Annotated in this window: 12 protein-coding genes and 1 tRNA gene; 7 read left to right on the top strand and 6 right to left on the bottom strand. The window is 67.8% G+C overall.

Going from position 1 to position 13789, the window contains the following annotated elements:
• Positions 1 to 6: 6 nt before the first annotated feature.
• Complete coding sequence (locus ACOZ4N_RS04495) at positions 7 to 504, top strand: phosphopantetheine adenylyltransferase (protein ID WP_424018742.1); 498 nt, start codon at positions 7 to 9, stop codon at positions 502 to 504.
• Between the two features lies 1 nt (position 505).
• Here the strand turns inward: ACOZ4N_RS04495 and ACOZ4N_RS04490 are convergent, their stop codons facing one another.
• Entirely contained in the window at positions 506 to 814 is a 309-nt protein-coding gene (locus tag ACOZ4N_RS04490; RefSeq protein WP_092692259.1) for a cyclin, read from the bottom strand.
• Between the two features lie 54 nt (positions 815 to 868).
• Between ACOZ4N_RS04490 and ACOZ4N_RS04485 the strand changes: the two genes are divergently transcribed.
• Positions 869 to 1384: an MOSC domain-containing protein gene (locus ACOZ4N_RS04485; protein ID WP_424018741.1), complete on the top strand. Its 516-nt coding sequence runs from the start codon at positions 869 to 871 to the stop codon at positions 1382 to 1384.
• A 1-nt stretch (position 1385) separates the two neighbouring features.
• Here the strand turns inward: ACOZ4N_RS04485 and ACOZ4N_RS04480 are convergent, their stop codons facing one another.
• Positions 1386 to 2744 (bottom strand): DolP-mannose mannosyltransferase, encoded by a 1359-nt coding sequence (locus tag ACOZ4N_RS04480; protein ID WP_424018740.1) that lies wholly within the window; start codon positions 2742 to 2744, stop codon positions 1386 to 1388.
• 109 nt (positions 2745 to 2853) lie between these two features.
• Here ACOZ4N_RS04480 and ACOZ4N_RS04475 point away from each other — a divergent pair.
• Positions 2854 to 2938 (top strand) — tRNA-Leu (locus ACOZ4N_RS04475).
• A gap of 125 nt (positions 2939 to 3063) precedes the next feature.
• On the opposite strand, the gene ACOZ4N_RS04470 is transcribed toward ACOZ4N_RS04475, so the two are convergent.
• Positions 3064 to 4881 (bottom strand): ArnT family glycosyltransferase, encoded by a 1818-nt coding sequence (locus ACOZ4N_RS04470; RefSeq protein ID WP_424018739.1) that lies wholly within the window; start codon positions 4879 to 4881, stop codon positions 3064 to 3066.
• 151 nt (positions 4882 to 5032) lie between these two features.
• On the opposite strand from ACOZ4N_RS04470, the gene ACOZ4N_RS04465 reads away from it, so the two are divergent.
• The 3 genes from ACOZ4N_RS04465 (at position 5033) to ACOZ4N_RS04455 (ending at position 8064) form a co-directional block, all read left to right on the top strand.
• Positions 5033 to 5659 carry a universal stress protein gene (locus ACOZ4N_RS04465; RefSeq protein ID WP_424018738.1) on the top strand — a complete coding sequence of 209 codons (627 nt, stop codon included), beginning with the start codon at positions 5033 to 5035 and terminating at the stop codon, positions 5657 to 5659.
• 82 nt (positions 5660 to 5741) lie between these two features.
• Entirely contained in the window at positions 5742 to 6809 is a 1068-nt protein-coding gene (locus tag ACOZ4N_RS04460; RefSeq protein ID WP_424018737.1) for an mRNA surveillance protein pelota, read from the top strand.
• 103 nt (positions 6810 to 6912) lie between these two features.
• The gene (locus tag ACOZ4N_RS04455; RefSeq protein WP_424018736.1) at positions 6913 to 8064 is read left to right on the top strand and encodes an ATP-binding protein; all 1152 of its coding nucleotides are present in this window, start codon (positions 6913 to 6915) and stop codon (positions 8062 to 8064) included.
• Here the strand turns inward: ACOZ4N_RS04455 and ACOZ4N_RS04450 are convergent, their stop codons facing one another.
• The 3 genes from ACOZ4N_RS04450 to ACOZ4N_RS04440 all read right to left on the bottom strand — a co-directional run bounded on the left by ACOZ4N_RS04450 (position 8065) and on the right by ACOZ4N_RS04440 (position 10734).
• Complete coding sequence (locus tag ACOZ4N_RS04450; RefSeq protein WP_424018735.1) at positions 8065 to 9591, bottom strand: globin-coupled sensor protein; 1527 nt, start codon at positions 9589 to 9591, stop codon at positions 8065 to 8067. It abuts the gene before it with no gap.
• 126 nt (positions 9592 to 9717) lie between these two features.
• Positions 9718 to 10494, bottom strand: coding sequence for an MBL fold metallo-hydrolase (locus ACOZ4N_RS04445; protein WP_424018734.1), 777 nt, complete (start codon positions 10492 to 10494; stop codon positions 9718 to 9720).
• A gap of 69 nt (positions 10495 to 10563) precedes the next feature.
• Positions 10564 to 10734 (bottom strand): hypothetical protein, encoded by a 171-nt coding sequence (locus ACOZ4N_RS04440; protein WP_424018733.1) that lies wholly within the window; start codon positions 10732 to 10734, stop codon positions 10564 to 10566.
• Between the two features lie 160 nt (positions 10735 to 10894).
• Here ACOZ4N_RS04440 and ACOZ4N_RS04435 point away from each other — a divergent pair, with 160 nt between their 5' ends.
• A complete protein-coding gene (locus tag ACOZ4N_RS04435; protein WP_424018732.1) occupies positions 10895 to 13633 on the top strand; it encodes an ATP-dependent helicase in 2739 nt (912 codons plus the stop codon).
• Positions 13634 to 13789: the final 156 nt, after the last annotated feature.

Here is a 13789-nt window from a genome sequence, read left to right as displayed (position 1 = left end):
GGAGATATGAAGGTCGCGCTGGGCGGGACGTTCGACCCCGTACACGATGGGCACCGTGCGCTGTTCGAGCGCGCGTTCGATCTGGGTGACGTCACCGTCGGGCTCACGAGCGACGAACTCGCACCGAAGACCCGCGACGAGGATCGCCACGTCCGGACGTTCGAGCAACGCCGGCGCGACCTCGACGCGGAACTCTCTCGCTTCGCCGACGAGTTCGACCGCGAGTACGAGATCAGAAAGCTCACCGAACCCACTGGCATCGCTACCGAATCGCAGTTCGACTATCTCATCGTCTCCCCCGAGACCGAGACGGGCGGTCGCCGCATCAACGAGATCCGCCGCGAGAACGGCGACGACCCCCTCGAAATCGAGGTCGTCGACCACGTCTACGCCGACGACGGTGAGATCATCTCCTCGACGCGGATCGTCAGAGGCGAGATCGACGAACACGGGAACCTCACGCCCGACCGCGACGGGCGGCCGAAACGAGAGACCGAAACCTGACTCACCAGTCGGGGGCGTCCAGCCCCGTGCGTTCGAGCAACTCCTTCCATCGCTGTTGGACCGAGAGTCGCGAGACGCCGACAGCGTCGGCCACCTCCCCCTGCGCGCGGCGGTCGCTCGTGACCAGCGTCGCGACGTAGAGGCTCGCCGCCATCGTCGGCCGCTTCGAGCGGTCGCTGTCGGGAAGCGTCGAGAGAAACAGGTCGGCCGCCCGCGTTCGCGCCTCGTCGTCGAGGTCGAGGCGGTCGGCCGCCGCCTCCAGTTCGGCGAGCCACTCCTCGTTGTCGACCTCGTCGCTGGCGCGGTACATGCCCGTCCGTTGACCGGCCGGGAGTATAAACGCTGTCGCCACCTACCCCGTCCCATGGCAGGCACCGTCGAGCGCATCTGGGTGACCGAGGAGGGATCGGCACCGATGGAGGCCATCGAGCGCGTCCGCGCCGTACGGGGCGGCCTGGAGGGCGACCGATACCAGCGCGGCACCGGCTACTACTCCGGGTTCGACGAGTGCGAGGTGACGCTGATCGAAGCCGAGGCCATCGAGCGCATCCGGGACGACGAGGGGATCGACCTGGCCGACGGCCGCCACCGCCGGAACGTCGTGACTCGCGGCGTCGACGTCCACGAGTTGCTCGACACCCGGTTCCGTATCGGCGAGGCGACCTTCGAGGGGACGCGCCCGCGACCCCCCTGTGCTCACGTCGAGCAGGTGGCGGGCGAGGACGGCGTCGCGAAGTCGCTGGGCAACGACCGCGGTGGAATCTGTGCCCGTGTGGTCGACGGCGGAGAGATCGCGGTCGGCGACGAGATCGAAGTGGGCGAGTCGGTCGCGCCAGATCCGGACGGACTCGCCGAGGCGATACGGGATCGGTTGTCCTGAGTCACCAGGGAGTGAGGGCGTCGACGAGCCACGGGAGCGGCGGGTCGTCGAACGGCCAGTGGCCACACGTGGGTTCCTGCAGGGTCCCGCCGGTCGCGTACACGAAGGCTCGCTGTTTCCTGTCCATCCGGTAGTGACAGGTGGCCGGCCGGCGCTGTTCCCAGTAGATCGTCTGCATCGAGGGGACCCCCGGAGGTCGCTCCGCGAGGGGGCCGTACTCCACGGTCCCGAGCGACTCCTGCAGGTCGGCCAGTTCGTCCCGGACCGGCGTCGTCGCGCTCTCGTTCCAGTGCAGACTCGACGCGACGAGCAGGACGACGAGACCGAGCAGGAGGACCCGTCGGGAGGGCGTCCCCGTCTCCGCGACGACGGCACCGACGCCGAGGGCCGCGAAGGGTGCCGCCATCACCGCGTCGATGGCCCCGGCCATCTCGACGAAAAAGAGGCCCTGGTAGGCGATGCCGCCGGCCGCGACCCACCAGTACTCCGACCAGTCGCCGTCGCTGGCCAGGAACCACCCGTAGATGCCCAGCGGGAACGCGGCGATGCCCCACCCGACCTCGTAGATGGGCTCCAGCAACCGGGCCGCCAGCGAGTACTCGCCCGCGCCGTAGATCGGCGTGAGAACCACCTCGACGAACAGCGGCACGAGGTTGCCCGTGAGCGCGAACGGGGCCAGAACGATTACGGTCACGAGCGCGCCCCCACCAAGCGCGCGCTGGAGCCCCTCGCGGCCGCCATCGGCGTAGCTCATCGCGGCCACCAGCAGCGCCAGCGGCGCGCCGAGGTGCCAGAAGCCGGCGGTGACGGCGGCGACGGCACCGCTGGCGAGGAAGCGATCTTCGACCGCCAGCAGGAGCGCGAGCGCGCCGAAACACAGCGCCATGTACTTCGGTCGGATGCCGGCCCAGGGGTAGGTGTACAGCGTCGTGACGACGAACACCGTCCACCCGGCGGCGACGCTGGCGACGCCGCTACCGGTGAGGCGGTAGTTGATCACGCCGACGAAGGTGACGCCTGCGACGATTGCCGCCGCGGCGACGACGACGCTCAGGACGTGCAGGACGGCCATGTTGCCCCCCGAGAGGAGGGCGAGCGGTGTCGTGACGGCGTAGATCAGCGGCGGTTTGAGGTCCCAGAAGTCGACGTAGGGCGTCGCACCCTGGGTGACGTACCAGCCGCCGTGCTGGAACAGGGCGGAGTCGTCGCTGACGTACCAGGGGTGATCGAGGAACTGGTAGCCGATCCCCGCGACGAGGAGGGCGATGGCACCGCCGAGCAGGAGGGGGAACCAGTGGGTCTCGATCCAGTCGTGGAGGTCGGTCCGCGTTCGTGGGACCGTGGAGGACACCCCCTGCATTGCTTGCTCGGGGATTTCGGTTCGTCTCGTAAGTCAGTTGGCAAACCGGTCGGGGGCGGTCGGTCTGGCTCGTGATATTTATAAGCAGGCGTCGGGAAGGGAGGGGTGCGCGCGGGTTGCCGAGCCAGGCCAAAGGCGCAGCGCTTAGGACGCTGTCCCGTAGGGGTCCGCCGGTTCGAATCCGGTCCCGCGCATTGCTGTCGCGAACAACTCGTGAGCGACAGCAATCGCCAGCGGATTCGAACCCTGGAAGGAACGCGCAGCGAACGCAGTGAGCGAGCATTTCTTCATCCGGTTCGAATCCGGTCCCGCACGTTTTCTACCACCCCGGCACGTCCTTCGAACACGCCCCGTCCCGCTCCAGAATCACGACGTACTGGCCGGGGCCGAGTTCCTGCTCGTCGCCGTAGAAGTCGTTGCGGGGGGTGATCCCCATCGGGAGGATGTCGACCAGCGAGCCGGGCGTCGGTCGCTGGGGAACGTAGTTCGGCGGGCGGGGGCCGAACTCGGCGGCGATTTCGTAGGCGTACTCGCCCGCCAGCAGGCCGCGAACGTACGCGGCGCGGCGGGAGACGTTCCGGCGGACGCCGGCCTCGCGCTGGGCGCGGGGCCGGTTCTGGAGGTACAGCAGGTTCTCGTAGGAGAGCTGCACGTACCGGGGACAGGTGACGTTGCGGTCTTCGTGGCTGGCGGGACCCCAGCGGTGGGCGACGGCCATGCCGTGGGGGACGGCGGTCTCGTCGAACCCGTGGTGGTAGGTGGCCATGGTGGCGTTTTCGGGGGCGGTGCGGTCGAGCCAGTCGGTCGCGGCGTCCCGCGGCGTGGTGGCGTAGCCAGCGACGCCGACGCCGGCGAAGGCGGCGGTGGTGACGAGCAGGACGGCGATCAGCGGCCGCGCGACGGCAGGGCGGCGATCCCGGAGCCGGGCGAGCGCGTCGGCGGTCAGCAGAACGACGAGGGGAAGCGTCGGGAGCAGGTGGTGCGGGCGGAAGTCGTGCCAGCCCGAGAGGACGGCGAGGAAGGCGGCGAGCAGGGCGAGAACGAGGATTCGCGCGTCGCGGTCGGTGGTATCGTCGCCCGAGTCCGGGCGGAGCGCGGCGGCGCTCGCGAGGACACCGGCGATCCCGGCGACGGTGAGCGGGAGGCCGAAACTGGCGAGGTAGCCGCGGAGGAACCACCACCAGGCGGGCGCGGTGGGACCGAGCGCGACGCTGGCGCGGCCCGCCGATTGCCCGACGAAGCGTTCGACGACGGGATCGACGTGCCCCACGAGGAGTGTCGGGAAGCCCAGCGCGATCACGACAGCGCCGGTCGCCGCGCCACCGAGGAGGAGGTGCGGTCGCCGGAGCGCCGCGGCGAGGGGTCGGTGCTCGCGCCGAGCGCGGAGCAGATAGCCGAGGCCGATCACGGGGACGAGCAGGCCGGCGGTGAGTTTGAACGCGACGGCGAGGCCGCCGGCGGCGCTGGCCTCCAGAAACCGGCGGCGTGAGCCGGTCCGGACGTATCGGACGAGCAGGTACAGCGAGAGCAGGAGGGCGAACAGGGCGGGCACGTCCTCGCCAGCCTCGTGGGCGAGCATGGCGAGGCCGAAGGTGACTGCGAGGAGGGCGGCGGCCAGGCGGCCGGTCGCGCGGTCCCGGAGGGTGGTGCCGAGGCGGTAGGTCAGGTAGACCGACCCGACGGCGAGACAGGCGTTGACGAGTCGGGTGGCGACGAGACTCCCGGTCCAGATCCAGGCCGGCGTCGCCTGCCACGTCTCGAAGTAGCCGTACTCGACGTTCAGCGAGTGGATGCCGGCGAGTGCGCCGCCCTCGCCGAGCAAGAGGGCGAGAACGACGACCGGGAGGACGGCGAGGCTGTAGAGATAGAACGTGGCACCGAAAGGAGCGCGGCCCCAGGCGACGGATTCCCGAAGCGCGGCGAGGCTGGGGTCTTCGATCAGGGAGCTGTAGACCACCAGCGAATCGAGCAGGCGGTCGCGCTCGTCCCAGGTGGCGAAGTTGGGGGCGCGGTGCCAGACCCAGAAGCTCGCCAGGACGGCGGCGACGACGAGGACGGCGACGAGATAGGGGTCCGCACGGAGATCGCGGCGTACCTGGGTTCTGACCCGTTCGATGACGCCCGACGCCACTGGCATTCGTGTGGCACGAGCCGTCCCTCGCGGATTGCGCTTTCGGGATGCGATGGGAGCGTGTCCGGCGACCGCGGCCGGTGTAGCGGTGTGGAGAGTTCCCGCCCACTGAGAAATTGGTTGCGATCATATAAGCCACGAACTCGTTCGTCTCACTGTGTACGAACGTATCCTGATTCCGACGGACGGGAGTACAGGGACGGCCCACGTGGCCATGCAGGCGCTGGACCTCGCCGAGCAGTACGGCAGCACGGTGTACGTCCTCCACGTCGTCGACGAGACGGCGAGTTCGCTGCTGGAAGCCACGGGGTCGGAGAGCGAACTGGAAGAACAGGGTGAGCGCGCGGTCGAGCGCATCGAGCGGATGGCTCAGGTCCACGGCGTCGACACGGTGACGGAGATTCAGACGGGCGATCCGGCCTCGGGGATCATCGACTACGCCGAGGAGATCGACGCCGACCTGATCGTCGCCGGCACCCACGGGCGGTCGGGCGTCCAGCGTCGCCTCATCGGGAGCGTCGCCGAGCGACTCGTCCGACACGCGGCCTGTCCGGTGATGACCGTCCGCCTGCCCGAGTCCGACGAGACGGTGACGAACGAGGCGGACGCCCGCGAACTCGCCGCGGAAGCGCTGGCACAGAGCGACCGCGGCGACGGCGAGATAACGGGCGTCGAACGCCAGGTCAGCGTCTGGGTCGTCGACATCGAGAGTGACGACGGCGAATCGCTGGTGGCATACATCGACCCGGTGACCCAGCGGACGAGTCTGGTCGCGCGGCACTGACCCGTCGGGAGGGATCGCCGGACGATTTTTGCCGGTGGCCGAAACCGGAGGGCACTTACCCGACAGCGCCACACCGACAGGTATGCGTATCGCCGACCGGGTGCAGGTCGAGGGCGGGAAAGAGCGGATCACCGTGGTCCCGGAGACGCTCGACGATCTGTGGCACCTCACCTACGTCCTGGAGCCGGGCGACCGCGTCGGCGGGGACACGACGCGGCGCATCCAGCGCAACGACGACAAGATGCGCGACACGGGCGGCGAGCGCGAGCATATGTACGTCACGCTCGCGGTCGACGACGTGGAGTTCGCACGCTTCGCCAACCGCCTCCGGGTCGGCGGCGAGATCGTCGACTGCTCCCGGGAGGACCAGCTGGGCCACCACCACACCCTCAACGTCGAGGAGCGCGACGAACTGGAGGTCGAGAAGCGCTGGAAGTCCGACCAGCTCGAACGGCTGAACGAGGCCGTCGAGGCCTCCGAGAACCCCGACGTGGCCATCGCAACCGTCGAGGAGGGGCAGGCCTACGTCCACACCGTCGCCCAGTACGGCACCGAGGAACGCGCGAGCATCACCGCCCCGACCGGGAAAGGCGAGTACGCCCGCCCCCGCGAGGAACTGTTCTCGGACCTGACCGACGTACTGGCGCGACTGGACGTGGCCGCGATCATCCTCGCCGGCCCCGGCTTCACCAAACAGGACGCGCTGGACTACATCGAGGACGAGAGCCCGGACGTTGCGGAGTTGATCACGACCGTGGACACGAGCGGCGTCGGCGACCGCGGCGTCCACGAGGTCCTCAAACGCGGTGCGGTCGACGAGGTGCAGGAACAGACCCGCATCGCCGAGGAGGCAGACCTCATCGACGAGTTGATGGACCAGATCGGGCAGGGCGAGAAGGCGGCCTACGGGCCGGAACAGACGGCCAAGGCCGCGGACTACGGCGCGGTCGACCACCTGCTCGTGCTGGACGAGGCCCTGCGCCGGGAGCGGGGCACGGACGGCGAGTGGGACGTGGACGTGGACGACGTGATCGAGTCGGTCGAACAGCAGGGCGGCGAGGTGACGGTCTTCTCCAGCGAGTTCGATCCCGGGATGCAACTGGCGAACCTGGGAGAGATCGCGGCAGTGCTTCGGTATCGGCTGGAGTGATGCGGGGACGACCGGGACGGTCCCGCGCGACGTTTTCCGATCTGTTACGGTCACAATCGTTTTGAGGAGGTATTCCGTTGGTCGAGTCGGTACGGATCGAGCGATGGGTTCCCAGGAGCCGGATTTCACGTCACAGGTCGCCGACCTCAACAAGTACGGACAGGCGCTGAACAACTGCGAGTCCGTCGAGGAAGTCGTCTCACTGAGCCTGGAGGCCGTGTCGCTGCTCTTTGGCTTTCCCTACACCACGTTCGTCGAGGTGCGCGACGGGGACCTCCGGGTCGTCCACAGCACCTACCCGGCGGTCTCGGCGGGGGACGAACCGCTCGCGGTGGCCTACGAGGCGTACGAGAGCGGCGAGACGACGATCAGGAGCGGCGAGGCCGCCGGCGAGGCCGATGACGGTGTCGGCGCGACGGTGGCGGTGCCCGCGACCATCGCCAGCGACGTGGTGGCGATCATCGTCACTCGCTCGGTCGAGAACCAGGAGTTCGGCGACGAGGTCGTGCGGCCGCTGGAGATCCTCTCGACCCACGCGGCGACGGCCATCGGCAACATCCGCTCGCGCGAGCGCCTCGAACGCGCTCGCCGAGATCTGGAGAAGCGCAAGGAGATGGTCGAGATGTACGACCGGCTCCTGCGTCACGATCTGGGCAACGACCTGCAGGTAATCTCGGCCTTTTCCGACGAGATCGCAGGGAACGTCGACGACGAGTGGAGCGACTACGCCGAACGCGTCCACCGGACCGCGGAGGGGGCGATGGACCTGATCCGGCGCGTCGGCGACCTCGTCTCCACGCTAGAGCGACAGGACGAGCCGACGCCGCGGTCGCTCTCGGATATCCTGTCGGCGGTCGTCGCGGACGCGCGCGACCAGTACGAGGGACTGACGGTCGAGTTCGATCCCGACGACGTGGACCTGCGCGTCTACGGCGGCGATCTGCTCGATTCGGTGTTCACGAACGTCCTCACGAACGCAGCCGTCCACAACGAGGGCGAGGTCCGCGTCCGAATCCGCCTGATAGAGGCCAGCGACGACCGCGTGACGGTCTCGATAGCGGACGACGGACGCGGGGTTCCCGACGACGTGGCCGACCGCCTGTTCGAGATGGGTGTCAAGAGCGAGGACAGCGACGGGACCGGGTTCGGCCTCGGGTTCGCGAAGGCGCTCACCGAGTCCTACGGTGGGGACATCGACGTGACAGAGAGCGAGCGCGGCGGGGCCGACTTCCGGATCACGCTGGATCGGGTGTGATCAGGCGTCGTCGGTGAGTCGACCGACGGCGTCGTTGATCTCGCCGACGCGCTCGGCCTGGGTGCCGGTCGCGGCCGCGATGTCGTCGGCGGCGGTCGACACGTCGCGGGCCCGTTCGACGGCCTCGTCGACCATGCTGGCGATCTCCTCGGCGCTGGCCGCCTGGTCGTCCGTCGCGTCCGAGACCTCGCGTATGCCCTGGGACGCTTCGGTCACGGCCTCGGCGATCTCCTCCAGGTCGGCCATCGCGGCCTCGACAGCCTCGATCCCTTCTTCGACGCGGTCGTTCGTCTCGGCCAGTCCCGCCACGGTCTCCTCGGTGTCGGCCTGGATCCGGTCGACCATGGCCTCGATCTCCGCGGCGTTCTCCTGTGATTCTTCGGCCAGATTCTTCACCTCGTCGGCGACGACGGCGAAGCCCTCACCGGCCTGGCCGGCCCGTGCGGCCTCGATGGAGGCGTTGAGCGCGAGGATGTTCGTCTGGTCGGCGATGTCGTCGATCACGTCGACGATCTCGTCGATCTCCCGGACGCGCTCGCGCAGGTCGTCGAGGTCCTCGGCGACGGTGTCGGCGGACTCGCTCACGTCTTCCATCACGTCGATGGCGTCGCTGGCCGACGCCTGGCCCGTCTCGGCGCGGCGTTCGGCCTCGTCGCTCGTGGCTTTCACCTGATCGGCCGTCGACGCCAGTTCCTCGATTGTCGCGCTCATGTCGGAGACTTCGGCGGCGATGGTGTCCATGTTCTCGCTCTGTTCGGTGGTGAGCGCGTCGATGTCGTCCGCGTTCTCCGATACCTGGTCGGCGGTCGCCGCCAGATCGGTCAGCGGTGCTTCGACCTCGTCGCTGACTTTCCGGGACTGCCGGCGTCTGCGCTCGGCCTCGCGCTCGGCCTGCTCGTTGTAGGAGTGGATGTAGGTGTCCATCGCTACCTGCTGGTCGAGGTTGATGATCTTCGTGAGCGCGAGCGTCCGCTCGACGACCTCGTCGACGGCGTCCTCGACCGCGGCCTCGACCTCGGCGTCGCCGGCCGTCGTGGCGTTTTCCTTCGCCTGTTCGCCGATCTCGGAGAGGAGCCCCCGGTAGTAGATCGAGTACGCGCCGAGGTAGACGCGGGGACCGAGATCGAGCATGTCGTGGAGCTTCCCGATCCGGGCGCGGCCCTCGAAGTAGTCCTGGCCGTACTCACCCTGTCCGAGACCGAGGAGGTACTCGCGCTGTGTCGTCTTCAACTGCTCGACGGTCTTGGTTGACCGGCCGAAGATCTCGACCGTCCGCTCGTAGTCCGTGAGGTGATCGTAGAACTCGTCGACGAGGTCGTCGGCACAGTCCTCGAAGAGCCCGCGCATCCCTTCGAGCGTCGCGGCGGTGTCCGCGTCGAAGGCGGTAAACTCCTTGCGCCAGTCGATCTCCGCCTCGTCGAGGCCGATATCGGCGGCGAGACTGCCGCCGTCGACACCGCGTCGATCCGATTCCGAAATAGTATCGAAATCTGACACGTCACTGCCGGACTGCAGACTATCACTCATTACGCGCCCGGATCACTTTCCCGAATAAATACGACACGGCGCAGTTATCACACCTGATATATCGAGCGCGCCCGAGAGAATGGTAACGATCCACACAATGTCGCCTTCTGTATGGTTCGAGGTGCGTTATCGTATCTCGAACGAGAGCCCGTCGCGGGCGAACCGTACGTCGCCGTCGTACTGGTCGGTCAGCGATTCCAGCATCGCCTCGTGGTTGCCTTCGGTGTGGGGGTACAGGTGGGTGAGGTAGACGCGGCCGATGTCGGCGTCCGCGCCCGCGAGTGCCGCGCCCAGCGAGGCCGGGGTCGGGTGGTTGGACACGTCCACGTCGTCGGGGAACGAACAGTCGTGGGCCACGACGGCCGCGCCGTCGAAGAAGTCGATCAGTTCGGGGAAGGCTTCGCTGTCCCCGCTGTAGCCGAAGACCGGTGGTTCGGTGTCGTCGTCGCCCTCGTCGTCGTGGGAGAGACGGTAGGCGAGACAGGGCATGGAGTGGCGGGTCTCCATCGCTGTGCCCGTGAAACCGGCGGCGTCGAAGGAGTCGTCGGCGTCGACGCTCCGCACGGTGAGGTCGATGCGATCCTGCATGTACTCGTGGACCGAAAGCAGGTCCTCGACGAGTTCGGGCGTCCCGGGCGGGCCGACGATCTCCAGGGACTCCGCACCCGCCAGCCAGCGGGCCTTCAGCAGGGGCAGGAGGTCCGCGACGTGATCGAGGTGGTGGTGGGTCAGGAGGACGGTATCGACCCCTTCGTACCCCACGTCGGTGGTTGCGAGGGCGTGGACTACGCCGCTCCCGCAATCGACCAGGAGCCGATCCCCCGCGGCTTCGAGCAGGATACCGGTCTGGAAGCGCTCGCCCGTCGGCATGGCGCTCCCCGTTCCGAGGAAGGTGACGCGCATATCTGCTCGTCGGCACGCACCCCAAAAAGAGCCGGGACCGAGTTCCGGGTCTGCCGGCCACGGCCGGCCTCAGAAGTCGACGGCACCGACCTCCAGTTCGTCGGCACACTCCGGGCAGTTGAACCGCTGTTCGTAGCTGGCACACTGTTCGTGGATCGCGTCGCCACAGGCGTCACAGATCGTCGCCTCGTCCGACCCCACGTCGTCGTGGCAGACCGAACACCGTTTGTGAATGAGCATACTGTGAGACCTCGCCGACCGACCACATATCTTTGCTAAACGATCATTAAGGTTAGAGATCGTTCACGCGTCTGCCCGCTGTCGGTCTCCCGCGACGGCGGTTTCACTTTCACCGTGCGGTCACAACCGACTTGGGAGCCTCGCCCTAAGGGGTGTCAGGATGGGAGAGCGCGAGCGACTGGCTGGCGAGTCCGTCGACTTCGATCCCGCGGCCGTCGAGATCGACGACGCCGACGTGCTGGATTCCCTCGAACCCGTGGTTCGTGAGTGGTGGATCGAGCAGTTCGGCGAGTACGTCCCCCGGAACGGCGGGTACTTCACGCCGCCACAGAAGGAGGCGATCCCGCTGATCCACGAGGGGACCAACGCGCTCGTCGCGTCGCCGACGGGCAGCGGGAAGACGCTGGCGAGTTTCACCGGCATCATCGACGAACTGTTCCGCCGAGATCGCGCGGCGGGCCTCGACAACAGCGTCTACTGTCTCTACGTCTCCCCGCTGAAGTCACTGGCCAACGACATCCACCGGAATCTGGAGGTCCCCCTCGACGGGATCACCGAGAAACTGGACGAACGTGGCGAGGACGTGGAGATCCGCCACGCGATCCGCCACGGCGACACGCCCGACAGCGAGCGCCAGAAGATGCTGGAGGAGACGCCACACATCCTCAACACCACGCCGGAGACGCTGGCCATCCTGCTCAACTCCCCGAAGTTCCGCGAGAAACTCAGAACTGTCGAGTACGTCGTCGTCGACGAGATCCACAGCCTCGCCGAGAACAAACGCGGCACCCACCTCTCGGTGTCGCTGGAGCGACTGGAGGCACTCGCCGAGACTTCCCCGACGCGGATCGGCTGTTCGGCGACGGTGGAACCGCTCGATACGATGGCGGAGTTCCTGGTCGGCCAGGCCGAACCCGGTGGCGACCCCCGGGACTACGAGATCGTCGACACGCGGTTCGTCCGCGAGTTCGACGTGGAGTTGACCTGCCCGACCGACGACCTCATCAACACCCCGCGGGACCTGATCACCGACCGGTTCTACCGGGAACTCCACGACCTGATCGGGGATCACACGACGACGCTCGTGTTCACGAACACGCGGTCGGGGGCCGAGCGCGTCCTCCAGAACCTCCGGGAGCGCTACGACGGCTACGACGAGACCAACTCGGGCTGTCACCACGGCAGTCTCTCGACCGAGGAGCGCCAGCGCGTCGAGGAGATGCTCAAAGACGGCGCGCTGGACGTGGTGACCACCTCGACCAGCCTCGAACTGGGGATCGACATGCCCGACCTCGATCTGGTGGTGCAGGTCGGCTCTCCCAAATCCGTCGCCGCCCTGCTCCAGCGGGTCGGCCGCGCCGGCCACCAGCTGGGCGAGACCGTGACCGGACGCGTCGTCGCGCTGGATCGGGACGAACTCGTCGAGTGTGCGGTGATGCTGAAAAAGGCCGAGGAGGGGTTCGTCGACCGCGTGTTCGTCCCCGAGAACGCCCAGGACGTGGCCGCCCAGCACGTCTACGGCATGGCGATCAACGGTCCCCGACCCGAACGCGAGATCGAGAGCATCCTCCGGCGGGCCTACCCGTACCGCGAGTACGGCGACGAGGACTGGGAGCAACTCCTGCGGTACCTGACGGCCGACTACGACGGACTCGAAGACCGGAACGTGTACGCGAAGGTGTGGCGCGACGAGAACGATCCGCCCGACGGCGAGTACCACTACGACGACTTCCCGGTCGGCGAACCGCTGATCGGGAAGCGCGGCCGCCTCGCGCGGGTCATCTACATGACCAACATCGGGACGATTCCGGACTCGTTCACCTGCGACGTGATCACCCGGAACGGCGACGAGTGGGTCGGCCAGCTGGACGAGGAGTATCTGGACACCCTCGAATCCGGCGACGTGTTCGTCCTCGGCGGGAGCAACTTCGAGTTCAAGTACCGCCGCGGCTCGAAGGTGTACGTCGACCGGACGAACGCCCGGCCGACCGTGCCGTCGTGGTTCTCCGAACGCCTCCCGCTCTCCTACGACCTTGGTCGGGAGATTCTCGCCTTCCAGCGGGACCTCGTGGATCGACTGACCGACCGCGGTCCGGCGGCCGTCCGGCGCTGGCTCCGTGAGTTCCCGCTGTCGGACGACAGCGTGCGCGCCATCACGCGGATGTTCGAAGAACAGGTCGAGTACGCCGGTCCCGAGAGCGTCAGCACGGACGGACGGCTCGTGATCGAGACCGAGATGGACCGGGAATCGTACGAACGCCACTACTACGTCCACTCCAACTACGGCCGGCGGTTCAACGACGGCCTCTCGCGCCTGTTGGCCTACCGGGTGGCCCAGACCGCCAACGCCAACGTCCAGGTCGCCGTCGCGGATCACGGCTTTACCCTGTCGATGCCGCTCAACCGGAAGGTCGACCTCGCGGGCCTGCTGGAGGACGTCGACCCGGCGGCGGTCCGCGGTGACCTCAGGGCGAGCCTGGAGGGGACGGACCTCCTGAAACGCTACTTCAGAATCAACGCGACGCGTGCGCTGATGATCCTCAAGCGGTACAAGGGAACGGAGAAATCCGCCAGCCAGCAACAGGTCTCCAGTGACATGCTACTCGGGTTCGCCGAGGACCTCCCGAACTTCGCCGTGATGGAGGAGACCTACCGGGAGATACTCGCGGACAAGCTCAACGTCGAGGCCATCGAGGACGTCCTCGGAGCCCTCCAGGCGGGCGAGGTCGAGGTCGTCACCCGGCGGGTCGAATCGCCCACCCCGCGGGCGTTCGGACTCGCGACGCTGATGGCCTCGGACGTGGTCCTGGCAGAGGACGAGAGTCAGGTCCTCCAGGAGTTCCACGAACGGGTCCTCGACGAGATCGGCGAGGAACGGAGCGTGACGACCGGCGGGTGAGCGCGGTAACGTTCACCTCCGGTGACACCGACGGGCACCGACCGGCCCAGAGCGGGGAAAGCGGACGCTACCCCGGCCGGTATCGGTGGGGCCCCGGCAACGTCATCCCGTCGACGTGTCGCGAAATCCCCGATTAAGCTCATATAGGCACCGTCT

Source organism: Halorientalis pallida (genome assembly GCF_049605515.1).
GTDB classification, from domain to species: domain Archaea; phylum Halobacteriota; class Halobacteria; order Halobacteriales; family Haloarculaceae; genus Halorientalis; species Halorientalis pallida_A.
The sequence above is the reverse complement of the archived record's forward strand: the minus strand, read 5'-3'. Positions and strand labels throughout refer to the sequence as shown.

Excerpts from the sequence above, each read along its gene's own strand:
- ACOZ4N_RS04495 (WP_424018742.1), top strand. The coding sequence starts at position 7 with ATGAAGGTCGCGCTGGGCGGGACGTTCGACCCCGTACACGATGGGCAC.
- ACOZ4N_RS04490 (WP_092692259.1), bottom strand. The coding sequence starts at position 814 with ATGTACCGCGCCAGCGACGAGGTCGACAACGAGGAGTGGCTCGCCGAA.
- ACOZ4N_RS04485 (WP_424018741.1), top strand. The coding sequence starts at position 869 with ATGGCAGGCACCGTCGAGCGCATCTGGGTGACCGAGGAGGGATCGGCA.
- ACOZ4N_RS04480 (WP_424018740.1), bottom strand. The coding sequence starts at position 2,744 with ATGCAGGGGGTGTCCTCCACGGTCCCACGAACGCGGACCGACCTCCAC.
- ACOZ4N_RS04470 (WP_424018739.1), bottom strand. The coding sequence starts at position 4,881 with ATGCCAGTGGCGTCGGGCGTCATCGAACGGGTCAGAACCCAGGTACGC.
- ACOZ4N_RS04460 (WP_424018737.1), top strand. The coding sequence starts at position 5,742 with ATGCGTATCGCCGACCGGGTGCAGGTCGAGGGCGGGAAAGAGCGGATC.
- ACOZ4N_RS04455 (WP_424018736.1), top strand. The coding sequence starts at position 6,913 with ATGGGTTCCCAGGAGCCGGATTTCACGTCACAGGTCGCCGACCTCAAC.
- ACOZ4N_RS04450 (WP_424018735.1), bottom strand. The coding sequence starts at position 9,591 with ATGAGTGATAGTCTGCAGTCCGGCAGTGACGTGTCAGATTTCGATACT.
- ACOZ4N_RS04445 (WP_424018734.1), bottom strand. The coding sequence starts at position 10,494 with ATGCGCGTCACCTTCCTCGGAACGGGGAGCGCCATGCCGACGGGCGAG.
- ACOZ4N_RS04440 (WP_424018733.1), bottom strand. The coding sequence starts at position 10,734 with ATGCTCATTCACAAACGGTGTTCGGTCTGCCACGACGACGTGGGGTCG.
- ACOZ4N_RS04435 (WP_424018732.1), top strand. The coding sequence starts at position 10,895 with ATGGGAGAGCGCGAGCGACTGGCTGGCGAGTCCGTCGACTTCGATCCC.